This is a genomic window from Pirellulales bacterium (assembly GCA_036490175.1).
Taxonomy (GTDB): domain Bacteria; phylum Planctomycetota; class Planctomycetia; order Pirellulales; family JACPPG01; genus JACPPG01.
This window is the reverse complement of record DASXEJ010000272.1, coordinates 1-25,805: the sequence shown is the minus strand read 5'-3', so window position 1 is coordinate 25,805 and position 25,805 is coordinate 1. Positions and strand designations below refer to the sequence as shown.

Here is a 25,805-nt window from a genome sequence, read left to right as displayed (position 1 = left end):
CCGGTGCTACGCGACCGGCTGCGACGGCGCATAGATCCCCACCTCAATGTGATGGCCGTCCGGATCGCGGAAAAAAATCTGCTCTCGGCCGGTCTGGGCCACGGTGTTTTTGCGGAACGGGATGCCGCGCTCTTCCAGTCGCTTTTCCACGGTGGCCAGGTCGTCGACCTCGAAGGCCAGGTGGCCATCGCGCGTCTGGATCGGGCCGCTCGGATCCGGAACCGATTCGTTCACGATCAGGTGAATTTGCAAACCGTAGTTGAACAGCCACGCCCCCTGAAAGTCGAAGTTCGGCCGCAAGATTTCCTGAAAGCCGAGCACGTCGCGATAAAAGGCCTTGCTCTCTTCCAAGTGCTTGGTGAGACGGCCCACATGATTCAAGGAACGAATGGGGAGTGCGGTGGTCATCGTGGCCTCGCTGGTCCAAAAGCGGTACGGGAATGCAACCCGGGGACGATCATATACGTCGACGCGCAATATAGTCACCCGCCGCGCGCGCCGCGAGCTACCGCCCGTTTCTCGACGAGCGGTCTTGGCAATTCGCAAGGTCGGACACGCCAACCGTGGCACACGGGAATCGGCACGAGGCGCAAGGTCGGCGGAAGCCACGGAGACGCCCCAGAATCAAACCCTGCGAGAGCGCAATCGCGCATTGCCGTTGCCGCAGCCCGTTGGGCTGACACTGTCACTGGTATGCATGCTGCCAGCTATGACGATTTTCTCGACTGTGCCGATAATTCCGCCGATAAGACCCAACGGCGACCTACAAATTCCTGAGGGGGGATTTTTGACATGAAGCGCTTATTGCTGGGCATTGGCCTGGCCTGCCTGGCTTTGGGCAGTGCCGGCTGTTGCTGCTGGGAAGGCAGCGGCTGGACGCCTTGCCCGTGGCCTGGGTGCGGTTGGGAACCGGGCTGCGGCTGGAACGGCGGCAGCGGCTGTGGCTGGGGAGGTTGGTGTGGCTGGCCTTGCAATCGACCGGGTGGCTGCGGCGAAGTCTACTGGGGCGATTGGTGCACCGGCAATCCGCACTGCTCGACGTGCGACGACTGTGCCAATTGGGTAGGCCCGCCGACACCGGGCGGCAACGGTCTGCCGCCTGAAACCTACTCGCGTGCACATCCCTACGGCAATCAAGTCGTGCGCGACGTGCCCTCGCGATCGATGGACCAGAACGCGCCGCAGATGGCGCGCAAAACTCGTCCGCCGCAACGGTCGCAGCAGATGGTGCGCCGCGCTCCGTCGTCGCAGGGCGCTCCGCAAATGACGCGTCGTCCGCCGCAAAACACTCCCCAGATGGTTCGTCCGGGCAATAATCGACAATACCCGGCCGGCCGGCCCTCTCCGCAGATGGCGCAGCGTAACCGACCGCAAGAGTACGAAGGTGCAGTCCAGTACCTGGGTACCACCGATCGGCTGGTCAAGCCGGCGACTTTGCCATCGAGTCGTTCCGCCAATCCGTCCACCGTGGCACGCCGCGGCGAACCGACCCTGGCCGAGCCCGACGATCAAGTCGAAGAAGAATCTCCGTCGCAAGTGCGGCGCACTTCGCAGCGTCAGTACGTGCGATAACGCCCAGCAGATTTGCTGATTTACTCGCCAGACCCGAGCGCCGCGCTTCCCACGCGGCGGCTCTGGCCTGGCGATTTGCTTTGGCGTGCGCCTGGCGTACACTGGCGCCTCGTCGTCATCGCATCCCCGCCCCACGGCACTCTCGGCAGCAAACGCTATGGCCATCAGCGGCGTGCAGGCATTGCTCGAAATGCTCGCCAATCTCGGCGTGCGTTATTTGTTCGGAAATCCCGGCACGACAGAGCTACCGCTTTCAGACGCCTTGGTAGCGGATCGCCGGATTGAATACATCCTGGGTCTACAGGAAGTGCCCGTCGTGGCCATGGCCGACGGCTATGCCCAGGCCTCGCGCTCGCTGGGATTTGTCAATCTGCACATCAGCTGCGGACTGGGGAACGCGATGGGCATGCTGTACAACGCCCATCGCGCCGGCACACCGCTGTTGGTGACGGCCGGCCAGCAGGATCGCCGGCTGATGTTCGAAGAGCCGATTCTGTGGTCAGACATGGTCCGCGTGGCCAAGCCGTGGATGAAATGGGCGGCCGAAGTGCAGCGGGTCCAGGATCTGCCGACCGCGATTCGCCGCGCCGCGCAAGTGGCGCTGACGCCGCCGACCGGCCCGGTGTTCCTCTCGCTGCCGATGGACCTGCAAAGCGAAATCGCTGAGCTAGACCTGACTACGGCCAAGCCGCTGGACGTGCGCGTCCGCCCGCCCGTCGAGGCACTGCGGCAAGCCGCCGCCGTGCTGGCCGGGGCCCGCAACCCGGCGATACTCGTTGGCAGCCGCACCACCGAGGGGGATGCCGTGGCCGAGCTCGTGGCCGTGGCCGAACAGCTGGGCGCGCCGGTGATGTCGGAATCGGGCACGACGCACGGCCGCCTCGGCTTTCCGGCCGATCATCCCCTCTCGGCCCCCGGTATGCCGATCTGGTCTCCCGAAGTGCGCGCGCGACTGGCCGATCACGATGTGATCTTTGTCGTCGGCATGGATTTGCTGCGCTTGTACGTATACTTCGAACCGTCGCGCGCGATCCCCGAGCATATCCGCATCGTGCACATCGATCAGGACCCCTGGCAGTTGGGCAAGAACTATCCGGTCGAGGTCGGTCTGTTGGGCGATTTGAAAGTCGGGCTCGCCGAGCTGAGTGCGTTGTTGCGCACGACCATGTCGGCCGCGCAAGTCGAGCAAGCCAAAAGTCGCGCCGCGGCGATCGCCGAGACGCACACTCGCGCACGCACGGCGCTCATCGAAGAGGCGCGCACCCAGCGCAGCGCGCGGCCGCTGACGCCACTGACGTTGATGTCGAGCGTGGCGCATGTGTTGCCGCCCAACGTGGCCGTCGTCGAAGAGGCCGTGACCACAACCGGCACGTACTTGGAGCGTCTTGCGGCCTTGAAAAACACGACCGGCTACTTCGGCCATCGCGGTTGGGCCCTGGGGTGGGGCCTGGGCTGCGCGATGGGAGTGCAACTCGCCTGGCCCGAGCGCCCCGTATTGGCTCTCTTGGGTGAGGGAGCGTCGATGTACGGCATTCAAGGGCTGTGGACCGCGGCCCGCTACCGGCTGCCGGTCACGTTCGTCATCTGCAACAACGCGCAGTACCAGATTCTGAAAGTGGGCGCGCAGCAGATCGGTTATCCGGCAGCCCGCGCCGGGCACTTCGTCGGCATGGATCTGGCCGAGCCCGAGATCGACTTTGTCGGCTTGGCTCGTTCGCTTGGCGTGGAAGCGGCGCGGATTACCGATCCGGATGAGTTGGAGTCGAAGCTCAAGGAATCATTGGCCGGCGATCGACCGCGACTGTTCGACGTGCCAGTGCAGCGCGGCAGCCCACCACGGCTGAACTACGGATAAGGCTCACTCGCCGAGTATTTCCGGGCGATGCGATCTCCGGTGCCAGGGTGACCGGTCACGGGGAGTATCCGGTCTCTTTGGGGTACCATGCCCACGCAAAGCGTGGGCATGCTGTAAAACCACAATAAGTTCACATGTCCACGCGATACGTGGACATGGCACCCGACCCGCCGAATACTTCTGAGTGATTCGTGTTCGGTTTCTGGCGCGCGTCATTACTGTCGAGCGGCGCCTGGTTGTGGGACCAACGGTGGGATCGTCGAAGCGGGCGCTTTGCCGTCGGGCGATTCGATCATGCCCACGAGCGCCGGCACGGCGGGCGCCGCGAACGGACCCATTTGCCCCAGGGCGCGGGCCGCGGCCTGGCGGACATCCTCGTCCGGGTCATCGAGCCGTTCCATTAATGTCGGCACGGCGTCCTTGCCGGCGGCTCCCATCCGTGCCAATGCCCGGCCGGCCTGCGCGCGGACGCGTGGATTGGCGTCCGACAGCGCGGTGATCAGCGTCGGAACGGCGCTTTCGCCGATGCGGCCCAACGCGTCGACGGCGGTTTCCTTGACGCCCCAGGGACGATAGATGGCCTGTTGCGTGATCGACGGAGTCGCGTCCAGCGCCGGCTTCTGCGCCTCGACGGTCGCCTGAATCTGGCGGATCTCGTCGGTCGTGGGCTTTTCTTTAACGGCGGCAATCTGGCCGCAGCCGGCGCTCGTCAGCGCCGCCGCGATTGTCACGGTCGCTAGCACCGCCACGGCGCTCGGCTGCCTGGCGGCGAGAGACCAACCGGTCAGACCCAGGCCGTGCGCCACGGCTTGAGCAAGTCCGCATGCCGGATAGCTTGGGCGAAGGCTTTGTTTTGGGATCATGTTCGCACCCCTCGTAGTGAGGTTATTTAGGCAACGCATTGCTTGACCGAAGCCGGGCGCCCGGGGTGACCCAGTAATTCTTCGTTTCGTTGTTTAGGCTGGCAAGCAGCCGCTTGCTGACCTAGCCAGCAGGCTCGCCTTGGCTTGCTGCGAACACCGGCCGGAACCTATGATGAAGGAACCAGCTTCGCACCATTGAAGCGTGGCTCACCGCGCGTTCCCGCCCGCGTCGCCCCCGCCGCACGCCATTGGATCCAAGGACGTAATCTCGTGAAAACTCGTTTTAAGTTTAGCATTTGCCTCGCGTTATTGATCCTGGGCGGACGATCGATTTCGGCCGCGGAAAAGGGAGAATCGTCGCAGCCCGGACAGGGGCCGCTGCATAGCTACGTCAAACAGCCTGACGCCAGCTACCGCTGGGTCAAACGCCAGGAAGGCAAGGTCGGCAAAGCGACGTGGGCCGAGTTGATCCTTACTTCGCAGACCTGGAAAGACACAGTCTGGAAACACCAGCTGTTCGTGATCCGTCCCAGTGAAGTCGAGAACGAGGCGCAAGGCATCATGCTGATCGATGGCGGTGCCTGGAGCGACGACCTGGCCAAGCCCGCGGCGGATGACAAAGGGGGCAAGCTGCCGTCCGAGGCGGCGATCTTGGCGCAGGTTGCTGAGCGCGTGAAGAGTCCTGTCGCGGTGCTAAAGCAAGTGCCGAACCAGCCGATCTTCGACGGACTGACCGAAGACGGCGCGATCTCTTACACGTTCGAGCAGTACATCAACACGGGCGATTCTTCCTGGCCGCTATTGTTGCCGATGGTCAAGAGCGCGGTCCGCGGCATGGATGCCGTGCAGGAATTCGCCAAGCAAGAGTGGTCGCTCGACATCAAGAACTTCACGCTCACAGGCGCTTCCAAGCGTGGTTGGACCACTTGGCTCACCGCATCGGTCGATCCACGCGTCAACGCTTTTGCGCCGATGGTCATCGACATGCTCAACATGGGCGTGCAGATGAAGCACCAGGTGGCAACGTTCGGCGAATTCTCTGAACAGATCCAGGACTACACCAATCGCGGCATTCAGCAACAGAACGACAGCGACGTCGGGCGCATGTTGCAGGCGATCGTCGATCCCTACGCCTATCGCGCGCTGTTGACGCAGCCCAAGGTGATCCTGCTGGGCACGAACGACCGATACTGGCCGCTCGACGCCTTGAACTTGTACTGGAACGGCCTCGCGGGCGAGAAGCACATTCTGTACGTGCCCAACAACGGCCACGGGTTGAACGACTTTACGCGCATCATCGGGACGGTGTCGGCTCTGCACCGTCAGGCGGCGGGCGGCAAGCACCTCGCCAAGCTGACGTGGGAATTGACCGACAACGATGAGCGCGCGACTCTGAACATCAAGGCCGACACCAAACCGGACAAGGTTTCAGCCTGGGTGGCCACGGCCGCCACCCGCGATTTCCGCGAGTCGAAATGGACCAGCCACCCGACGGAGCTGGTCGAGGGGGCCTACCAGTACAAGCTGGAACGGCCGAAATCAGGCTATGCGGCGGTGTTCGGCGAAGCGGTGTTCGACACGGATCATCAGCCTTATTTCCTGTCGACCAACGTCAAGCTGGTGAAGGCCAAGGACGCTGCGGACGATACTGCCAAATAGGCGTTTGGCTAATTCCGGCCCTTTTGCGCCGCCGACTTAGGCGCGGCTTCCGCCGCGGGCGGTTTTTTCTGTGTGCTGTGCCCATTCGAGACGAGCGCCAGCAATTGCTCGGTCTGTTCCGGCGATAGCGCGGCTAGCGCCTGCTGGCTGGCCGTAGTGCGGATTTCGGCGATTTGCTGCATGACTTCCTGCGTCCCCAGTTCGCGGCTGCGGCGCTGCAAATCCTGTGTCGCATCATGCGCGGCCTTCAATATCTTGTCGAGTTCGCGACGCTGCCGCTTCGTGAGCTGCAAGTTGTTCATGAAACGTGGTAGTTCGAGCAATATCGAATCTTTGCCCATCGTCGCGGCGCGGCCGATCGAGTCGATGGTGCTGCGGGCCGTCGCTTCGACAGCGGTCGCCGCCTGACGCGTATCAGCCGAGGCACGTACCACCGCCTTCATCACGCCGCGCATCGCGTGGTTCAACACCTGCACGCGTTGCGCAACCCACTTCTGGGCTGCCTTGGGCATGCGACTTGAGTCAAGCGCGCGATGCATCTCCCGGCCCGCGTATGTCGAGAAGTCGGTGAGGCTTTTCCTGGCGCGCGCCTGAACCGCGACCGCCGCTGCGTCCGAAGCGGCTTTCTCTTTGGCCGATACCGGCGCCTGCAACGCGACATTCGAATCGTGCGGCATCAGCCCCCAGGTCAACCCGGCGATGCTGCACCCCACTACCACCAGTACGCCGTACACAAAGTACGACAGATTAGCGCCGGGCATGGGCATCCGCGGGCGGCGCAGTGACCAGATGCTATTCTTTATGTCGAGATCCTCGGCCGAGTCGAGTTCCTCGAGCCGCTCGACGCCAATCCGGGTAAAGTTCTCTTCCTCGCAACGATTGAGGACACGCACGCGGCAGCAACCGCCCGACCAACTGAGCGCGGCGATGTCTCCGTCTTTGATCTCTAGAGGAATCTCCGACTGAATGCCGAAGCCGCCGGCGGATTGATCGATCAGGCGGACCGGATAATCCTGGCCGTGAATGCGCAGCTCGCCGTGATCCTGCCCGAGAGGAATGGCAAGTCGCATTGCTCGACGTTGTTCGGCGCTGACCATAACGCGCGGCGGTTTCTTGTGGAGTATCGTCGCTGTGACACAATATTTCCGTCCCACAAGCCTAGCACGGAAAACAACGTCCCTTCCGGTTGTAACGACGGACGCTGCTGTAACGTGGCAGGCCCTGCCCTAAGCGGTCCTTGCGCAGGAAAGATCGAGCCGCCGCGTGCCTCGCTAGAAACGAAAAAAAGCGGGGCGGTCCGTAGACCGTCCCGCTTGCGATGTGCCGATGGCATTTCGTACTGCACTCAGGCCGCCGGTTGAATCGTCGTACGGTCGAAGCCCGCCACGTTGTTGTCGCGATTCGTTTCGTTGACTTCCCGATGGCTGTCTACGAAGACGAACAGCTTGCCGAACTCGCTGTGGGAATCGGCTCCCATTTGGAAAGCGGTGACCGGCAGTCGCACGTCGACGTGGCTCAGGCCGCCACTGGCGAGCGAAGCGACACGTGTCTCGGACAGTGGCAGGTCCGATGTCAGGTTGGCACCGTCGGCAGCCACCAACGCCACGTTGAACTCATGGTCGACGGTTGTCGACCCGGCGTTGCGGAACGTGACACGGTAGCAGGGACCAATCTGGCGGCTGGCATCGCCATTGTCGATCAGCCGGACATCGACGATTTGCAAGTCGATCCCTGACGTGGCTGCGATCGGGGTCGTAACGGCAGGAGTCGCCGGAGCGTCCGCCACCATTGTCGATCCGCTGTCGACGCCACCACCAACCCCGCCACTAGATCCACCACCGGCCCCGCCTCCGAATCCGCCACCCAGCGGCAGCAATCCCAACAGTCCGCCAAGTCCGCCTGAGTAGGAGCCACCCGGATACGGATTGCCCGAAGTCGGAGGTGTCGTGGTCACGGGCGGCTGAACGGGATTCACGGGACCGACGGGGTTCGTCGGGCCGACGGGGAGCCCGGGACCGACGGGACTTATTGGGCCGATCGGTTTCACCGGGCCAATGGGGTTTGTCGGGCCGACAGGGAGTCCGGGGCCCACGGGGCTTATTGGGCCGATCGGTTTCACGGGACCCACGGGGAACACAGGGTACACGGGCCCAATGGGCTTCACTGGGCCCACGGGTTTCACTGGACCAACGGGGTACACAGGGTTAACGGGAAACACGGGCTTCACCGGTCCGACAGGGAAGACAGGGTATACGGGACCGATCGGGTTCACCGGGACCACGGGATTTACGGGCCCAATCGGGAAGACGGGTTTCGTCGGTAGCAGTGGGGCCGACACCGTCGTGACGGGGACCTTATTAATGGTGGTGTTGGCCAACTTCAATTTGTTCGACGTCAGGTTCTTGGGGGTCAATTTTCCGGCCGTCGCCGCCGACAGGCTGCGCGACGAATTGCCCACGTGGGCCATGGCGCCGCCACCCATTCCGCCCAACCGGGCTGCCGCAGCCGGGTTGGCAGCCATGCTGAAAACAGCCGTGGCGAACAACATGCAGACCGTGTTTCTCAAGTGCGCGAACATTGGAACCTCCCTTGCAAGTTTAGGAACCCTGGTACTTCATCCATCCAGGTATCACTAGCGCAAGGTGTTCCAGGGTGTTACAGAAAAAAGCTGCGCTCGGGGCGGAACATGTCCCGGCCGCTACAGGCCGCGGATCGCGGTCCCGCAAAGAAACGAGGGTGCCAAGGGGGAAAGGCTTGCGGGCGGCCCGGCGCGGGCTAGATGGAGTCCCCGGGCTTAAGCGCGGGGTCCGTTTCTTCCGGCGGCCCCTCCGCTTTTGTCGTGCCAAACCACCGGCGCACGGCCGCCCAGCCTTGACCCAACAGCTCGCCCGTGAGCAGGCCTTCGGTAATCGTCGCCTTGTCGGTCGAGAAGTTCTGCCAAACGGCATCGATATACGGCGCGCTCGATTCGCGCAGCGTGGCGTACAGCCCTCGGTTGCGAATCTCGGTCAGCGCCGATTCGTAGTGATCGATCACATGCCGGTCGAACAATTGACCCGCCACGCGCACGCCCGAAAGTGCGCCGCGGGCCACGGTCTGCATCTTCGTGAGGGCAAACAACGTCATGGCGCCCGAGATCGCCAGCGGGCTAACATGCTCGCGCTGGGCAATCTCTTGGATGTCGTTCCAGAGGCGCCCGAGCTCGGCTTGCGGGATCACCGTGGCGGGATCGATCGAACGTAACGATTCGCGCGTTTGGTTGATCGTCTCGCGCAGCCCGTCGACGGACAATGGGGGCGTGTTGAAGGCATTGGCCGTGGTGCTCGACGCCTTGGCCACGGCGTCCAGTAGATCGTCGACGTGATGGATCGTGCTGTTGTGGTCGATCACGCCTTCGCGCTTCAGTTGATCGGCCAACTCGCCGAGATATGCCTGCGAGCCATAGGCAATGTCGCTGACCACGGCCAATAACAGAGCCGGCGAGATATGAAACGTCGCCAGGTTCGCCATGTCGATAAAGTTGCCGACCGCTTTGCGGGCCACGAAGTTCTGCACATCGGCGGAGCCTGTCGCAGCGGACGCGGGGCGCGCCGTACCGCCGACGTCCTCGGCCAGGAAGTCGAGCATTTGGCGGATCATGACCGAATAGCTTTGCGAGTTCTGAAACGCTTGCGGCACCAGCAATGCCGCGCTCTCACGCGCCGCGCCGGCCACCACGGCCGTCGTCGATCGCAAGGCCCGCTCGGGTAGCGAGAGCGTATAGCGCAGATACTTGGCTATGGCGGCGTAGCCCGGATCAGGCGTCTCGCCGGGTGTCTCGTCGGCCGGGTCGGGCATGATGGCTCACCATTGCTGCTGCATGCGAAAGCGCTAGCGGCGACCGCCGCACGTGGCCCGCCCAGATGATCCTGCTGCGCGCTCTCTTATGGCTGGGCCGACAGCTTGGCGGGCAATCCGCCCCAGATGACTTGTGGCTGCCGCCCCTCGTAGCCGACCAGGTTCTCGGTGGGGTTCTCCACAATGCTCCCCAGAATGATCACGCGGTCGTGTACGTTAATGGCGGGCTGGGCCGGACGCCAGCTGACGACCGTGACGACTTTGGGGAGGCCGAACAACACGATTTTCATGCCGAACAGGCTGCCGACCTGCGACATTTCCTGGACCGTGCCGGCCAGCGCGATGCCGGGATCCTTATGATGTCCTGGTTCGAGCTGAAAGCCGGCCAAGCGGCCGATCGCTTCGGCCGCCTTTTGGTCGGCGCCGGCTGTCGCCAGCAGGCCTTGCACCGTCTCGCGTTGACTCCAGGCACTGGTATCGCCTTTGGAAACAAACGTGACGACTTCCGCCAGGTGGCAAAGCTTGGCGTACAGGTCGGGCGTCATCTTGGCAATCGGCTTGCCGCCGCACGCGTCGCACGGCGCGCGGTGATCAGCGGCTTGCTGAACCTTGGGGCCCCCCGCTTCGCGAACGCCGGTGACGACGGGACGCGCGCCTTGGCCAGTTCCGTTGCAAACAGAGCACCGCCAGGCGGCCGAGACCTCGTTCACGGCCAACGCCAGGTCTTCGGCCGAATAGGCCGAGAACTGTCGCGGACCAAGACGAACTCCCTGCGGCGGAGGCGGGTTGGCCGGCGCTTCGGCGGATGGCGGCGCGCCGGGCTGCGCCTGCGGTAGAGGCGCTTCGTTCATCGGCACCGGATAAGCATCGGCCGGCGGCACAGTCTGTGGCGACGGCATTATCGAGGCGTCTGGCGGCGCCGCCGAGAAGGGCGGCGCTGAAAAGGGCGCAGTCGATGAAACAGGAGCCGATGTAGAACCAGGCGCCGGCGAAAATGGGGGCGCGGTGTCGAATGGCGTGGGTCCACCGGCAGGTTGCAAGTCTACCGTAGGGGGTTGGTCTGGCTGGTTCAGCAGATCTTCGAGTCCGCGCTCGTGACGAGGCGGTTCCAATCCGGCGTCATCTTTCCCAGGGAACAGCCGCGGTAAGGGGGCCGTGACCCAGGGAGGCAGTTTGTTGCCAATGTGCAGAAAGTCGTACTGCGGCCCGCCAAAGCGCAACAGCCCCAAATATCCCAGCGAGAGACCAAGAATGCCCCCGCCGACAATGCCGATGAGATGCGCAAAGATTCCGGGCTGCTTGCGGCGCTGCGGCGGTTGGACGTCGATCGTCTCGGCATCGAAGTCGACCGGCTCGGCCGGCCGCGGTTGCCGTGCCCCGGCGCTCGCCCTCAGGCTAGCGCCCGAGGGTGCGACCGGTATCGCCTCGGGCGGCGCAAAAATGCTGCCAGCAAGCACATCCTGCACCAGGAACTGCGCATTGCACAACGGGCAACGCATCTGATCCTTGGGCTGCGAAGCTCCAGGAATCAGAAAGTCGCCGTGGCAGGAGGCGCAAGACGAAATGCGGGACATGAAGGACTCCGGCTCGGACCATATCCGTCCTCAGTCTATCAGCGGTAGTTGAAATCCGCCTATAGCGGCCGTGCCCGAGCTTTTACCGGCATTCCCAGCGAGGGCCGACATGATGAGCGTGGCATGAGGACCACGCTAGCATCCCCCTCCTTTGCGGTATCCCGTAGTAACCTTCTGGCGATCCGCCGCAGGCGCCAATCGTTCGCCGAGGCGTAGCCGAAGGCCTCGCTGAGACCGAGAAAGCGCGGCGCACTGACGGGCCGGCGGAGCATGGTCGTTCGAGTTGGCGGGCGCCGGTGGCGCAATGCGGTTTACCTAAAGGGCGCGCCCATGGTCACACGTTCGTGTACGACCGTGCGTGACGTCGCGCCAACGCTTTGAAGCTTGCCGCATCGTCGCTCTCGCGCGCCAGAACGAATGCGGTGTACGGTAGGTAACGTGCGCGTGAACAATCGCGTCGTGAATCTGCCCACGCGCCGTTGCCGATCAAAAATTTCCGGATCCGACACCACGACGGGCGGATGGACCCGGACGCGAAGTTATGAGGGCTGCGACCGAACAGTGCGGCCGCGGCGCAGCGAGGCGCTGCGAAACGAGGCGCGAAAATGATCGACGCCCGAAGCGTGTATGGCCCTTTGCGTGCGACGCATCGGGGGATGAATTCCTGTTAGTTGAAAACCACCATGCGAAAAAGAAAGCGCGCAGAATGGACTTGAATTGTGCTCCGCCGAGTTGCTAGAATTCGCGAATCTATTTTCGCAGCTCACTCGTGGTTGGCGCTTTATCGGGGTACCGCCATTCGGCGGAGAAGCGGCAGGCCGGGCAGGCAAAGCGCAGCGGGAGACACACGGCGGAAACAACGCAGAGGAGGCAACGGCACGACCCACAGGTCTTGTCGGCTATGCGTTCGGTCGAGATCCGTCAGTTGATGTGGTGCATCAAGCAATAAGGTGACGCCTGCCACACGCACGGCGCGCCGGTCTTAGCGTTGCGACTTTTTCTCAGTAAAGGCTGACCAGTTCGGCGTGCGCCCGCGCACACTGCGCCGCTATTGGTTGGCCGGTGCTGGTTGGCATTGGGCCTGCGCCCCTGCTGACAGATAAAAGTGCTGCGCATCGATCCGGTGCTTGTCTTGCGGTCGCGTTTCGTGGCGGGCCTCGCCTTGCTGATTTGCGAGCTGCTCCTGGCAAGGGAGCAGACGTCGGTGTGAGGCGTGGCACGCACATCAAACGCCCTTCCCGCGGGAGGCGCCGTATGGCGAAGGTGTTAGTTGTCGACGACGAGGCGGGCTACCGAGCCAGTCTGAAGTTCTTCCTCACTCAAGCTGGCAACGAAGTCGTAGCCGTAGCAACGGCTCTGGATGCGGCCAATCAAAGCACGGATTTTCGGCCCGATGTTCTGGTGGCGGACTGGCTGATTGGCGACCGCAGCACCGGCGCCGACCTGGCGCGCGTGCTACGCAAACGGTTTCCCGACCTGCGGATCATTTTCATCACGGGGCTGGGCGCCAGTATGGTGCGGCAGCAGATCGAGGACTTGAACGTCTTTCAATTGCTCGAAAAACCCTTCGAGCCCCGGCAACTGGTCGACGCCGTGCGGCAAGCCGTGGAAGGAATCACCGACCACGGCCCCGTCGGCTCGTAGGCCGTTATTTCCACGCGATTTGTCCGCTACCGAGCCTTGGTTCGGCTCAAGACGTTTTGCAGGAACCGGGCATTGTCCGCGTTCGTGGCCCGTTCGCCGGCGATCCAACTCCACCACAGCGGAACGCCTAACGCCACCACGCTCCCCTTGCCGAATCGACCCAGGGCCGCAAAGCCTTCGCCATCGGGCGCGCCTTTGATCAAGTACGTGGCCGTGGCCCCCTCTTCGACCTTTACGGGCGTCAGCCGGTGCACGCGCAACGACGTCACCCCCTCGGTGAATTCGGAACGAGGTAGATCCTTTGCCTTGCCGATCACTACCTCGTCCTGCAATTCCGAATCGCGCATCTGCAGCCCACATTCGGCCAAGATACGATTCGCCTTCGGGACCGAGCCGCCCATGAAATGGCTGGCGGCAATGACCACGTGGCCCCCCTGCACGATGAAATCTTTTAACCGGGCGTAGTCCTCCTCGTGAATGCCGACGATACCCCCGCCCGAGAGGAAAATCACGTCATACTGCGACAAGTCCAGATTGCGCAGCACCGGTCCCTGCCCAAGGTCCAGATAATCTGGGTCCAGATTGCCCGTCTCGACGATCTCTTTCCAGGTGTCGAAAATGTGGCTATCGGACGTCGAGAACTTTTCGAACGGAGTATTGGCCACCAGGATCCGGATCGATTCGGCGGCCCGCGGCGCGACGGTTACGGTGACCCGCGGTGACACGGATTCGCCGCCCACGTGAAGCCGGAGCAAGCCAGCGAAATTTCCCACCTTCTCGGTATCAACCGCAACCATCACGTCGCAATAGACTCTCGATCCCAGGTTGCTGTAAGTATGCGTGCCGGTCTTGACGTCGAGCACTTTCAAGAATGCAGGTGCTTCGGCCCGCGCGTCAATGCCGTCGGCCGAATCCCCTTTCATCAAGACCCGCACGCTACCTTCGGCAATAGCGCCCTGGCGAACCGTGCCGAAGTGCAGGGCATCCGGTTGAACCTTGACCTGTCGATCGTCGGCCGCGCGAGCCGGCATGGCCAGAACGAAGGTGACCAAGGCGACCCCCGCATAGCCAGCGCGAGCAGGCGACGAGCAAGCAGATTTCATCATGAATGTCTCCCCCGATTGAGCTTTTCGCGACGCGACCTTTAGCCTAGCCATTCCGACCCCGGGTGGCGACGGATTCCAGGAATTGCGAAGACGAGAAGTCAGCCATTTATTTGGCTCGGTGAATCGCGCGAGAGAATGCTGCCAGTCCCCCCCGTTTTTTGCCACATTCTGGGGAGGGTGCAGGCGTGGGACGCGGAACCTGTCGGTTTTGCTCGCGCCTCGCCAGACGGAACTGCCGCATGGACACGCATCGACGCGGCTTTATACAATGGTGGGTGTGACTGTCCCCACCCGCGCGGGCGTCCACCTGCGCGCGCATCCCGCCAGCCAATGCTTCGACTCATGCAGCCTTGCGATTTGCCACGTCTGCGCCTGCCGATCACGATCATCGGCCTCGTTGCCGCGACGATCGCGCTCGGGGCAGACGTCTCTGCGGGCGATGGCAAGTTTTTTGCAGAGAAGCTGCAACCGTTTCTGGCCACATACTGCACCGGCTGCCACGGCGGCGACGAGCCCAAGGCCGCGCTTTCGCTCGACGGCGTCGCCGACGCTGCGGCCCTGCGGAAGGATCGCGAGCACTGGGCGCAAGTCGTCGAATACCTTGAAGCCGGCATCATGCCCCCCGAGGATCAGCCGCAGCCCACGGCCGACGAAATCGCCGCGGTCAACTCCTGGGTCATCGGCCAACTGGCCACGTTGGGAACGACCGGTCATCGCGACCCGGGGCGCGTGACGATTCGCCGCTTGAATCGGGCCGAGTACGACAACACGATCCGCGACCTGGTAGGCGTGGCGTTCAAGCCGGCCGAAGATTTTCCATCGGACGACGTGGGCTATGGCTTCGACAACATCGGCGACGTGCTGTCGATGCCGCCGATCCTGCTCGAGAAGTATCTGGCTGCTGCCGAGAAGATTGCCAGCGAGGCGATCGTCACGCAATGGCCCCCTGACCCAACGACACGTCGCTTCGCGGCCGGACAAATGCGATCGACCCTGACGGGCGCCAAAGGGGCACCGGCCGGCCGCCTGAACACCGAGGGAGAAGTCTTCGTCGAGCCAACGTTCGCGGCCGATGGCGAATATATTGTCCGCTGCCGCGCCTATGCCGAGCAAGCCGGATCAGAACCGGCGCGGATGACTTTGCGGGTGGCCGGGCAGGATGTGTTCACGTTCGACGTCAAAGCCGTGGCCGACAGTCCGGCGGTTTTTGAAACGCGCACCCATATCACGTCCGGCAAGCAGCGCGTGGCTGCCGCGTATATCAACAACTTTGTCGATCTCGAAGAGCCCGATCCGGCACGGCGCGACCGAAATCTGATCATCGAGTGGATCGAAGTCGATGGCCCTTACGGTGAGATCGGTCCGCCCCCCGCGCCGCACCGGCGGATTATCTTTCGCGAACCGGCGGGAGACGAGGAAGCCTGCGCCCGGGAGATTCTGACCCGCTTCGGCAGCCGTGCGTATCGCCGCCCGGTCACGTCGGAAGAGGTGGAGCGACTGACTCATTTCTATCTGCTGGCTCGCGCCAACGGCGACTCGTTCGAGGAGGGCATTCGGCTGGCCGTACAGGCGGCGCTCGTCTCGCCTTATTTCCTATTTCGGGTCGAACTCGACGCTGGCAGCGGCCGCGATCTACCGGTGCACCAGATCGATAACCATCAGCTTGCCGCGCGGCTGTCGTACTTTTTGTGGAACAGCATGCCCGACGAAGAGCTGTTTCGCCTGGCCGAAGCGGGGCAACTCTCGCGCGACGAGGTGCTCGAAGCGCAAGTCAAGCGGATGCTGGCCGACCCAAAGTCGCAGGCGCTCGTGGAAAACTTCGCCGGGCAGTGGCTGCAACTCCGCAACCTGAGCCTGGCGTCGCCGGATCGCAAACGATTCAAAGGTTTTGACAACGAGTTGCGTGCGGCGATGCTGCGCGAGACCGAGATGTTCTTCGCCAGCATCGTGCACGACGATCGCAGCGTGCTCGATTTGTTGGACGCCGATTACACCTTTCTCAACGAGCGGTTGGCCAAGCACTACGGCATCGAAGGTGTCGAGGGGAAAGAGTTCCGCCGTGTGGCGCTACCGGATCGTCGCCGCGGCGGCGTGATCACGCAGGCCAGCGTACTGACGGTCACCTCGAACCCCACGCGCACCTCGCCGGTGAAACGTGGCAAATGGATCATGGAGCAGATCCTGGGAACGCCCCCTCCTCCACCCCCTCCGGGCGTGCAAGAGCTGGAACAGGTAAAGCTGGAAGGGACCCTGCGTCAGAAAATGGAACAGCATCGCGCCAACGCGAGCTGCGCCTCGTGCCACGCCCGCATGGACCCGCTGGGCTTTGCCTTGGAGAACTTTGACGCCGTAGGCGCCTGGCGCGATCGTGACGACGATCACGAGATCAACGCCTCGGGCACGCTGCCCGGCGGCAAGAGCTTTTCCGGCGGTGCCGAATTGCGGGACATTCTCAAGGCCCGGCCCGAGCTGTTTGCTCGCAGCCTGGTGCGGAAGATGTTAACCTACGCCCTGGGCCGCGGGCTGGAGGCTTACGATACGCAGGCGGTGTACGACATCACCAGCCATTTGAAAACGCAAGAATACAAGTTCTCGTCGTTGGTGTTAGATGTTGTAAGAAGCGAGCCCTTTCAGATGCGACGCGCGCAAGGAGTCGAATGATGCCTGGCCACAATCATCTCTCGCGACGTACCGTGTTGAAGGGGTTGGGAACGGCCCTGACTTTACCGCTATTCGACGCGGTGTTGCCGTTGCGGGCGCGGGCCGAGGCGACGGCACTGGCGACCTTGCCGCGACGGCTGGCATTCGTCTATGTCCCGAACGGTGTCCATCTGCCGAACTGGTCCCCCACGACGACCGGCCGTGACTTTGAATTGCCGCCGACGTTGGCGCCGCTGGCGGCGCATCGTGAACAGGTGACGGTTTTCAGCGGGCTCGCCCAAGACAAAGGGCGCGCCAATGGCGACGGCGCCGGCGATCACGCCCGCGCGCTGTCGAGCTTTCTGACCGGCTGCCAGGCCTATAAAACCAACGGCGCGAATATCCACATCGGCGTTTCGGCCGATCAAGTGGCCGCTCAACAAGTCGGCCATCGCACGCGGTTTGCCTCGCTCGAACTGGGTGTCGACCGGGGCGCGCAATCGGGCAATTGTGATTCGGGCTATAGCTGTGCGTATTCGTCCAACATGGCCTGGCGGTCGGCGACGTCGCCGCTTCCCAAGGAAGTCGACCCGCGCCTGGTCTTCGAACGTCTCTTCGGCGCCCGGCCGAGCACCGAGACCGAGCAGGCCCGCGCGAATCGGCAGCAGTATCAAAAGAGCATCTTGGATTTCGTCCGCGAAGACGCCAGCCGGTTGAAGTCACAACTGGGCGCCACCGATCAACGCAAAATGGACGAGTACCTGACCGCGGTGCGCGAAGTCGAGCAGCGGATTACACGTGCCGAGCAGACAGCCACGCGCGAGCTACCGAAATTCGATCGGCCCGATGGCATCCCGCAGGAGCATGCCGAGCACATGCGGCTGATGAGCGATCTGCTGGTGTTGGCGTTCCAAGCCGATCTGACGCGCGTGGCGACCTTTATGTTTGGCAATGCGGGCAGCAATCGCAGCTATTCGTTCATCGGCGTGCCTGAGGGACATCATGATCTGTCTCATCATGGCGGCGACAAAGAGAAGCACGCCAAGATCAGCCAGATCAACAAATTTCACGTCGAGAATCTGGCCTACTTGCTCGACAAGCTGCACTCGGTTCGCGAGGGAGACGGCACGCTGCTGGATCAGGCGATGATCGCCTACGGCAGCGGCCTGGGAGACGGCAACGCCCACAATCACGACAATCTGCCGGTCTTGGTCGCGGGGCGCGGCGGCGGCACCATTCAAGCCGGCCGGCACGTCAAGCTCGACAAGGAAACGCCGCTCAATAATCTGTGGCTGTCGCTACTGGATCGCATCGACGCGCATGCCGACCATCTGGGCGACAGCACCGGCCGCGTCGAAGATCTGTAATTGGCGCTCGCACTTCTCCGGCTCTGATCTCTAGGCGCTGGCCGTGCGCGCCAGTAGTTTGACGAACGTTCCCACCGGGTGCCATGCCCACGCTGGCGTGGGCATGCCGAACGGACTACGGATTCGACAATGACACTCCCACATCGCAAGCGGCTCGTTCATTTCGACTCGCCCGGCGATGTGCATTGTCTGACGTTTTCTTGCTTTCATCGGTTGCCGCTGCTTTCAAAGCCGCGCAGCTGTCAGTGGTTTGTCGATGCATTGGCCCTCGCAAGACAACGTGGCCAATTTGACCTGTGGGCCTTTGTAGTTATGCCCGAGCACGTACATATCGTGATGCGCCCAAAGCAAGATGTAAAAGTTGCGCAAATACTATCAACAGTTAAACAGTCGGTTTCGAAAAAGGCCCTGCGTTACCTGGCGGAAACGTCGCCCGATTTTCTTGCGATGCTCGAAGACGTTCGGCCGAGCGGACGAAGATCGTACCGTTTCTGGCAGCGCGGCGGGGGCTACGACCGCAATCTCCGCAGCCTGCGCGATGTCTACGAGAAAATCGAATATGTACACAACAACCCGGTGCGGCGCGGGCTTGCGACGTCACCAGAATCGTGGAATTGGTCCAGCGCGCGAGCCTGGGCCACGGGAGAAAACGAGCCCTTGGAGATCGACCGTGATCGTCTCCCGAGCCTGATGCCGCTCGATCTTTCTCAACGGTTTCCTTGAATTCGTCATGCCCACGGCGAGCGTGGGCATGGCACCCGCGGAACTCGACAATCTATAAGTCGCGCTCGCAACTTACATTGTCTTGTCTCTAGGCGCTGGTCCTGCGCGCCGGTAGTTTGACGAGCGTCCCCGCCGGCTGAGTGCCCGGCGGATCAATCACAGTCTTTGCTCAAGGCGGCCTTACATCATGCAAATCAAGGACCAGGTCATCGTCGTCACCGGAGGCGCCCATGGCATCGGCCGCGCGCTGTGCCGGCGCTTTGCGGCCGATGGTGCGCGGGGCGTTGTGGTGGCCGATCTCGACGAGGCCGCCGCGCAGCAGGTCGCCCGCGACATTGGCGGACTGGCCGTGCGGACCGACGTTTGCATTTCGGCCGATTTGCAATCACTGGTCGCCCGGACCACCGAGAAGTTCGGCGCGATCGATTTGTTTTGCTCGAACGCCGGCATCGAGACCGGCGGCGGCATCGACGCGCCCGACGGCGACTGGCAGCGCATTTGGCAGATCAACGTGATGGGCCACGTGTATGCCGCGCGGGCCGTGCTGCCAGGCATGATCGCGCGCGGACGCGGTTACCTGCTGCAAACCGCATCGGCCGCGGGATTGCTGACGCAGATGAGTTCGGCGCCGTACTCGGCCACCAAACATGCCGCCGTGGGCTTGGCCGATTGGCTGGCGATCACCTACGCCGACGCCGGCATCAAGGTCTCTTGTCTGTGCCCGCTGGGTGTCCGCACGAACATGCTGATGGGCACGGACGATCCGATCGCCGTGTTTCTGCGCGAGGGGGCCGTCGATCCAGAGCACGTGGCCGATGCCGTGGTGAAGGGGCTCGCCACCGAGCAATTCCTGATCCTGCCCCATCCGGAAGTCGCCGAGTTCTTTCGTCGCAAGGCGGCTGACTACGACCGTTGGCTGCGCGGCATGCAACGGTTGCGGGCCAGCCTGCCGGGGATGCCAGAGCACAAGGCTCCGTCGCAGTCGTAGGCGCGGCGGCTATTCGGTGGGGCCACTCCAACTGTGGTCCCACTTGTCGTAGAGCGACTCCAAGAACGCTTCCCACTGTTCGCGGGTACGCGTCTTGGGAAAAATTTCGGGCGCGACCGGGCTTTCGGATCCAGAGATGGCATCGAACTGACCGTCCGAGCGAATGCGCCCGATGCGCGAGATGCGGTGCGTATTCAGCAGCACAGGATCGACATACACGCGTCCGCCCGGGCCAAGATACTCCTGGCCGCGAAACCCGTCGCGGATTTTCATCGCGTCGTCCGTGCCCGCCTTCGCTACGGCTTGCGCCCACAGGTGTACGCCCAGATAGGCAGATTCCATCGCGTCGCCGACGACCCGCTGTTGGCCGTAGCGGGCCCAGAATCGTTCCAGGAACTTCTGATTTTCCGGCCGGTCGGTGCTTTGGAAGTAGTTGCGCGCTACATAGTCGCCGACCACGTCCTCGATCTTCATGCTGCGCAATTCTTGCTCGCCGATCGAGAACGACACGACCGGCACCTCTCCCGGTTTGATCCCCGCGGTCCGCAGCGCGCGGAAGAAGGCGATGTTGCTGTCGCCGTTGATGGAATTCAGTATGACGTCGGGCCGCGCTTCCTTGATCTGGCGGATGACGTCGGCGCAATCGGTCTCTCCCATCGGAATGTAAGCCTCGCCGACGACTTCGACCCCCGAACTTTTCAGCTTCTTCAATTCATCCTTGACGATCTCGTTGGCGGCACGCGGAAATACATAGTCGGAACCGATCAAAAAGAATCGCCGCCGATCCAGAAAGGCAAAGCACCATTTCACGGCCGGAATGATCTGCTGGTTGGGTACCGCGCCGATATAGACGACGTTGGTTGATTCCTCCAATCCCTCGAACTCCACGGGATACACGAGCAGGTTGTCGTTGGTCTCGAAGATGGGGAGCACCGTCTTCCGGCTGGCCGAAGTCCAACAGCCGAAAACCGTGCAGACGCCCTCGTCTTTGATCAGCTTCTTTGCCTCGGCGGCAAAGGTGGCAGAGTCCGAGCGGCCGTCGCGCACGATGGCTTCGATCTTCCGCCCCAGCAGGCCTCCCTGTTCGTTCAGTTCGTCGATCGCCAACAGCGTGGCGTCGACGACGGCCGATTCGCTGATGGCCATCGTGCCGGTCAGCGAGTGCAGCACGCCCACGCGGATCGGCGCCAGGGGGATCACGGGTAGCGCCGTCGCGCCTGCGCCGTCGGCAGATTCGTGATGTTTGTTGCGATGATGAACCAGTCCGGCAATTCCCATCATGATGACGACCAACGACAGCAGGCCGATCATCGTTAGTTGCCAGTTGCGCTCGGCCCGTGATTGGCCCCGCCCTCCCCGTGAAGATATCGGGCGGCGTCCGCGCCAGCGACGCATTCCGCTGGGCCGCTCGAGCGCCGCCGAGGGATGTTCTCCTTCGAGGAACGTCGCCAGATCGTCGGCCAGCGCTTGCGCCGAGGGATAGCGGTCCTTGGGCCGCTTCTCCAGGCACTTCATGCAAATTTGTTCGAGAGCGCGCGGCACCGAAGGCTGCAACAAGGATGGTTTGGTGGGCGCGTCCGTGACGACCTGTCGCATGGTCTCGAAATTCGTCGGCGCCGAAAACGGCGGTCGACCCGTCAATAGCTCGTACAGTAATGCACCCAAGCCATAAACGTCGACCGTGGGATGAATATCGGCCGTGGGGTCTTCGACCTGCTCGGGCGCCATGTAGCAGGGCGTTCCCAACACGACGCCGGTCTGCGTCAAGCGCACGTCTTCTTGCAGTTGCCGCGCCAGGCCAAAGTCGGTGAGCTTGGGCGTGCAATCTTGCAACGAGGCGTCCGCCGGTCCCGCCATCAGAATGTTGGCGGGCTTCAGATCGCGATGCACGATTCCGCGCTGATGTGCATAGTCGATCGCCAGCGCCACCGTCTCGATCAGCAATGCCGCGGTGGTCGCATCGACGGGCTTGCTTTCCAGCCGGCGATGCAGGCTAGGGCCGTCGACAAACTCCATCGAGAAATACGGTGCGCCGTCGCACTCGCCGATGTCATAGATCTGCACGATGTTGGCATGGCCGAGCCGCGCGACGGCTTCGGCTTCGGCGTAGAATCGCGCCCGGTCGCGCGTGCCCGCCTGCTCTCCCGCCAGGATGGTCTTGATGGCCACCAGGCGATTCAGATTCGTTTGCCGCGCCTTGTAGACGACGCCCATGCCGCCGCGGCCCAACTCGCCGACGAACTCATAGCCGGGCACGTTCGGATAGTTTGTCTTGGTACGCGGACTGGCCTTGGCGACTTCGCTCGAGGGGTCTGATTCGGCGGTCGCCGGCTCGTTGAGAGTTTCATTGACCGAGCCCGACGGACGATCGGCCAGTTCGAGATGCTTGCGCAGCTCGTCGGCGAGCTCCGGATGTTGGCCGCACAGTTCTTCCACAGACAATGTTTGCCCCTGCTCGCGGAGCGAGTCCCAGCGAGAGAGCAAGTCTGTGATGCGAGAGTCGGTCGTCATGATTGCTGTCTGTTCGGACCGCTGCGTTTGGTGACGACTATACTCGACTCGATCGCAAATTGCCTGCCTCGAACACTCCTGAGCGGACCGCCGCGTCGCGTGTCGCTGGGGACGGCATCGCAGAGAATCCGCGCCGCCCTTCTTGGGAATACGCACCTCATGCAAAGGTAGCCCATTTTTGGCCGCAGTTGCCCCCAGGCAGGGGATGATCAAGCACCACTATAGCCGTTAACACCCGAATCCAAGGTCGTACTGGGGTGATTTCGATGCCACCGCAGCAGGGGGAGCTTCCTGTGGCCGCGCATTACGATCGCGGGTCGAGGCTCTAGTACAGATTCGGGCCGGCTGAAATTCGATGCCGGGCGCGGCGCTCCAAAAACAGCTATCGTCCCCGGCCGAGAAACCGCGGGACGATAGCCTCATGGAATCTCACAAGCCGGGCGCAGTAGACGCGCAGCGCCCCCGTGCGGCAATGCTGCTGAACAAGCGCTGCACGATGGTCGCAGGCTGACCGTAATCCACGGTACCACTCGCCACGGGTGCCACCGGCGACCGGTGCCCGCGGGCGACTGTTGTTGCCCCAGCCGTGACGGCAATCCGCCGGCCTTACTTGGTGGTCTGCTGCTGACCGCTTTCCAGGTTGGCTTCCAGGACCTTCGCCTCGTCAATGACTTCGGCGGCGGCGTGCTCGGCCTTCTTCTTATCGATCGAGACCGTGGCGCTGCCGGTGTCCTTGTTGTAGTTCACATGCAAAATGCCGGCGCCAACCAGCACCGCGCCCAAAACGCCGAGCATCACTATGCTTCGTATCATGTCGGACCTCCTTGTCAGTTCTGTTACAATCCATCCTCGCGGCGGCGCTCCGCGCGCAAACCGCTGGCGAACTGGCTTCACGCGACGAAAATCGTCGCGCCGATCATGGGCAGCTTGCCAGGCGCGGGCCGAATTGTGCCCAAATATCCCAGACGCGGCAAGGCGAATTCCGCCCTGTGCCAGCAGGCTAAACCACGCCGGCGCGTGCTAGCAGAACGATCTGCGCGCCATCGTCTCTTACAAGGCCGTTTCCGGCACGGCACGTGGCGCGGCTGCGTCCTTGATCTCGGCCGCATCGACCCCCAGTTCGAAATCGACGATCTGTGCTTGCAGCTCTTTGAATACGAAAGAGACCGAGGCGAACGTCTCCCCCTCTTTTTCGGGCAGCTTGTAAAAGATCCGCAGCTGATGCGCGGCTTTGGCCTCAACCCGGCGCGCGGCGTAATCGATCTGTTGCGGGAGTCCCTCTTTGGCCACGAATGTCTCTGCCAAGTCTGCCATCTTTTCTTGCGGTGTGACCTGCTGCAGCGCGGGATCGACCAGTGAGAATGCCTTGGGAGTATCGCCCCGCAGCAGCGCGGTCAGAAACTCTTCGCCGCGCCGCTGGTAAAAGTCGCTCTCCGCGGCCGGCACCCACCAATCGTCGGGAAGCTGGGGCGAGGTGACTGTGAATTCCTCGACGAGATTATTGACGAACACTAACCGCGACTTGGCCGTGCCTTGCGCGAATTCCACGGTTCCTTTCGTGTCGAGCTGTTTGCCGTTGGGACCGAGACGCGAAAATGTCGAGAAATCGGTACTGCTCAGCTTCTGAAATGGGCCGAGGTTTTTGTTGATCGAGGCGATCCAGGCCGCCAACAGCGGTTCGTCGACCTTCGCTCGCAACGACGGGGCGAGTAGCGCCTCGACTTGCGCTGAGTTACCCGTCGAGATGGTGGTAAAGAATTGGTCTTGGTGCTTCGCGCCCGATTCGAACGAGAAATAGAAGATTCCGCCGCACATTAGTCCACACGAGAGAAACCCTAGCACGAGCGCGATCAGAATCGTTTTGAGCATGACAGGCTCCTTCCTAGGATCGTGACGGGCGGCCGTGCAATCGCGGCACACGACTTTTTGCAATGTCGGCGGTCGCTAGTGCTGCGTCAAATCCAAATGTTCGGGTGCCATGCTCACGCTTGCGTGAGCATGCTCCTTCTGTAGACACGTATTCTCAGGATGCTTCGGCATGGCCACGACGAGCGTGGCCATGGAACCCCAACCCGAAATTTAAGCGTTGACGAGGCACCAGTTCAGCGGTCGCTAGTTCATCCGGCTACTGCCCGGTTGTCGCCACTGGCTCGCGGCGCGAGCTGATTGTAACCTATGCGATGCCAAGCCGCCTGTACGTCGCAGCATGCCCCAGGAGCTTTTCACCGATGACGACATTCTGTCGCACGCAGTTCTGCCTGAGCGCTCTGCTGATAGGGGCCGCTTTGTTTTGCAAACCTGCCACCGCCGCCGATCAACCTATGAACAAGCCTGAATTCGCCATCGCCATCCACGGCGGAGCCGGCGTCGAGCCAGACAAGCTTTCGGGCGACGAGAAACGCCACTACCACGACTCCTTAGAAAAGGCCTTGGATGTGGGCCGCAAAATACTGGCCGCTGGCGGCACGTCGCTCGACACGGTCGAGCAGACGTTGCGTGCGCTCGAGGACGATCCGTTGTTCAATGCCGGCCGCGGCGCGGTTTTTAATAGTGCCGGCCACCACGAGCTCGATGCCTCGATCATGGACGGTGCGACACATCAAGGAGGCGGCGTCGCGGGAGTCACCACGGTCAAGAATCCGATTTCGCTGGCCCGCCTGGTAATGACCGAAACGCCGCATGTGCTGTTGCTGGGCGTAGGAGCAGAAAGTTTTGCCGACGAGATGCGCGATAAGCCCCAGATCGAGCGCGTGCCGAACAGTTACTTCAGCACCGATGATCGCCGTCAGCAGTGGCAAGAGGCCGTCGAAAAAGAAAAGAGAAAACGCCAGGCCAAAGCCCACAAAGGAACGGTCGGCTGCGTGGCGCTCGATAAGCACGGCAACCTGGCAGCCGGCACGTCGACCGGCGGACTAACGAACAAACGGTGGGGCCGCGTCGGCGATTCGCCAATCCTGGGCGCGGGCACTTACGCCGACAACGCCACCTGTGCCGTCAGCTGCACGGGCACCGGAGAGTATTTCATCCGTAACAGTATCGCCTTTCACGTGGCCGCTTTGATGCAGTACAAAGAGTTTCCCTTGGATAAGGCCGTACACGTGGTGATCGACGACGTGCTACAGCCCGACACCGGTGGGCTGATCGCCGTCGACGGCCAGGGGCACATCTCGATGCAATTCAACACGACCGGCATGGCCCGCGCCGCGACCGACTCCGCCGGCAAGGTGGAAATCAAGTTGGGGAAATGAACTGAGGAAATGATGAAGGCGGAATGATGAACGGTCTGGCGCACGAAGCGCCCTGAGACGGCAGGTCACTCTGCAATGCACTCGGTTGGACAAGCCAACCGTGGCACCCACGATCTTTGATTTCTTCCCTTGAAATCAGGCCAGCACTTACGGCATACTCGCCTCTTAGCCGATTTCGGCCTGAGTGCGTTGCGGTTTGTCAACGACGATTGGCGCCA

The 25,805-nt window shown here is 62.5% G+C and carries 19 protein-coding genes; 9 read left to right on the top strand and 10 right to left on the bottom strand.

The window, feature by feature from the left end; genetic code table 11:
- Nucleotides 1-6: 6 nt before the first annotated feature.
- Complete coding sequence (locus VGG64_20445) at nucleotides 7-408, bottom strand: VOC family protein (GenBank protein HEY1601984.1); 402 nt, start codon at nucleotides 406-408, stop codon at nucleotides 7-9.
- A gap of 384 nt (nucleotides 409-792) precedes the next feature.
- On the opposite strand from VGG64_20445, the gene VGG64_20440 reads away from it, so the two are divergent.
- Complete coding sequence (locus VGG64_20440; GenBank protein ID HEY1601983.1) at nucleotides 793-1,572, top strand: hypothetical protein; 780 nt, start codon at nucleotides 793-795, stop codon at nucleotides 1,570-1,572.
- A gap of 157 nt (nucleotides 1,573-1,729) precedes the next feature.
- A complete protein-coding gene (locus tag VGG64_20435; GenBank protein HEY1601982.1) occupies nucleotides 1,730-3,427 on the top strand; it encodes a thiamine pyrophosphate-dependent enzyme in 1,698 nt (565 codons plus the stop codon).
- Nucleotides 3,428-3,642: 215 nt separating this feature from the next.
- Here the strand turns inward: VGG64_20435 and VGG64_20430 are convergent, their stop codons facing one another.
- Nucleotides 3,643-4,290, bottom strand: coding sequence for a HEAT repeat domain-containing protein (locus tag VGG64_20430; protein ID HEY1601981.1), 648 nt, complete (start codon nucleotides 4,288-4,290; stop codon nucleotides 3,643-3,645).
- Nucleotides 4,291-4,560: 270 nt separating this feature from the next.
- On the opposite strand from VGG64_20430, the gene VGG64_20425 reads away from it, so the two are divergent.
- Nucleotides 4,561-5,949, top strand: a complete 1,389-nt coding sequence (locus tag VGG64_20425; GenBank protein ID HEY1601980.1) for a PhoPQ-activated protein PqaA family protein — start codon at nucleotides 4,561-4,563, stop codon at nucleotides 5,947-5,949.
- 8 nt (nucleotides 5,950-5,957) lie between these two features.
- Here the strand turns inward: VGG64_20425 and VGG64_20420 are convergent, their stop codons facing one another.
- The 4 genes from VGG64_20420 to VGG64_20405 form a co-directional block, all read right to left on the bottom strand.
- Nucleotides 5,958-7,019: a hypothetical protein gene (locus tag VGG64_20420; protein HEY1601979.1), complete on the bottom strand. Its 1,062-nt coding sequence runs from the start codon at nucleotides 7,017-7,019 to the stop codon at nucleotides 5,958-5,960.
- 275 nt (nucleotides 7,020-7,294) lie between these two features.
- The gene (locus VGG64_20415; GenBank protein ID HEY1601978.1) at nucleotides 7,295-8,527 is read right to left on the bottom strand and encodes a hypothetical protein; all 1,233 of its coding nucleotides are present in this window, start codon (nucleotides 8,525-8,527) and stop codon (nucleotides 7,295-7,297) included.
- A gap of 197 nt (nucleotides 8,528-8,724) precedes the next feature.
- On the bottom strand, nucleotides 8,725-9,786 hold the full coding sequence (locus VGG64_20410) for a hypothetical protein (protein HEY1601977.1): 1,062 nt from the start codon (nucleotides 9,784-9,786) through the stop codon (nucleotides 8,725-8,727).
- Between the two features lie 86 nt (nucleotides 9,787-9,872).
- The gene (locus tag VGG64_20405) at nucleotides 9,873-11,360 is read right to left on the bottom strand and encodes a hypothetical protein (protein ID HEY1601976.1); all 1,488 of its coding nucleotides are present in this window, start codon (nucleotides 11,358-11,360) and stop codon (nucleotides 9,873-9,875) included.
- 1,254 nt (nucleotides 11,361-12,614) lie between these two features.
- Here VGG64_20405 and VGG64_20400 point away from each other — a divergent pair.
- A complete protein-coding gene (locus VGG64_20400; GenBank protein ID HEY1601975.1) occupies nucleotides 12,615-13,004 on the top strand; it encodes a response regulator in 390 nt (129 codons plus the stop codon).
- A gap of 26 nt (nucleotides 13,005-13,030) precedes the next feature.
- Here the strand turns inward: VGG64_20400 and VGG64_20395 are convergent, their stop codons facing one another.
- Nucleotides 13,031-14,110: a hypothetical protein gene (locus tag VGG64_20395; protein ID HEY1601974.1), complete on the bottom strand. Its 1,080-nt coding sequence runs from the start codon at nucleotides 14,108-14,110 to the stop codon at nucleotides 13,031-13,033.
- A 342-nt stretch (nucleotides 14,111-14,452) separates the two neighbouring features.
- Between VGG64_20395 and VGG64_20390 the strand changes: the two genes are divergently transcribed.
- The 4 genes from VGG64_20390 (at nucleotide 14,453) to VGG64_20375 (ending at nucleotide 19,828) form a co-directional block, all read left to right on the top strand.
- On the top strand, nucleotides 14,453-16,771 hold the full coding sequence (locus tag VGG64_20390; protein ID HEY1601973.1) for a DUF1592 domain-containing protein: 2,319 nt from the start codon (nucleotides 14,453-14,455) through the stop codon (nucleotides 16,769-16,771).
- Entirely contained in the window at nucleotides 16,771-18,117 is a 1,347-nt protein-coding gene (locus VGG64_20385) for a DUF1552 domain-containing protein (protein HEY1601972.1), read from the top strand. The genes VGG64_20390 and VGG64_20385 overlap by 1 nt, the downstream gene beginning before the upstream one ends.
- A gap of 129 nt (nucleotides 18,118-18,246) precedes the next feature.
- Nucleotides 18,247-18,840 carry a transposase gene (locus tag VGG64_20380; protein HEY1601971.1) on the top strand — a complete coding sequence of 198 codons (594 nt, stop codon included), beginning with the start codon at nucleotides 18,247-18,249 and terminating at the stop codon, nucleotides 18,838-18,840.
- 187 nt (nucleotides 18,841-19,027) lie between these two features.
- Nucleotides 19,028-19,828 carry an SDR family oxidoreductase gene (locus tag VGG64_20375; protein ID HEY1601970.1) on the top strand — a complete coding sequence of 267 codons (801 nt, stop codon included), beginning with the start codon at nucleotides 19,028-19,030 and terminating at the stop codon, nucleotides 19,826-19,828.
- A gap of 9 nt (nucleotides 19,829-19,837) precedes the next feature.
- On the opposite strand, the gene VGG64_20370 is transcribed toward VGG64_20375, so the two are convergent.
- The 3 genes from VGG64_20370 to VGG64_20360 all read right to left on the bottom strand — a co-directional run bounded on the left by VGG64_20370 (nucleotide 19,838) and on the right by VGG64_20360 (nucleotide 24,208).
- Entirely contained in the window at nucleotides 19,838-22,339 is a 2,502-nt protein-coding gene (locus VGG64_20370; GenBank protein HEY1601969.1) for a transporter substrate-binding protein, read from the bottom strand.
- 606 nt (nucleotides 22,340-22,945) lie between these two features.
- Nucleotides 22,946-23,152 (bottom strand): hypothetical protein, encoded by a 207-nt coding sequence (locus VGG64_20365; GenBank protein ID HEY1601968.1) that lies wholly within the window; start codon nucleotides 23,150-23,152, stop codon nucleotides 22,946-22,948.
- A 237-nt stretch (nucleotides 23,153-23,389) separates the two neighbouring features.
- A complete protein-coding gene (locus tag VGG64_20360; GenBank protein HEY1601967.1) occupies nucleotides 23,390-24,208 on the bottom strand; it encodes a hypothetical protein in 819 nt (272 codons plus the stop codon).
- Between the two features lie 359 nt (nucleotides 24,209-24,567).
- Between VGG64_20360 and VGG64_20355 the strand changes: the two genes are divergently transcribed.
- Nucleotides 24,568-25,587 carry an isoaspartyl peptidase/L-asparaginase gene (locus VGG64_20355; protein HEY1601966.1) on the top strand — a complete coding sequence of 340 codons (1,020 nt, stop codon included), beginning with the start codon at nucleotides 24,568-24,570 and terminating at the stop codon, nucleotides 25,585-25,587.
- Nucleotides 25,588-25,805 lie beyond the last annotated feature (218 nt).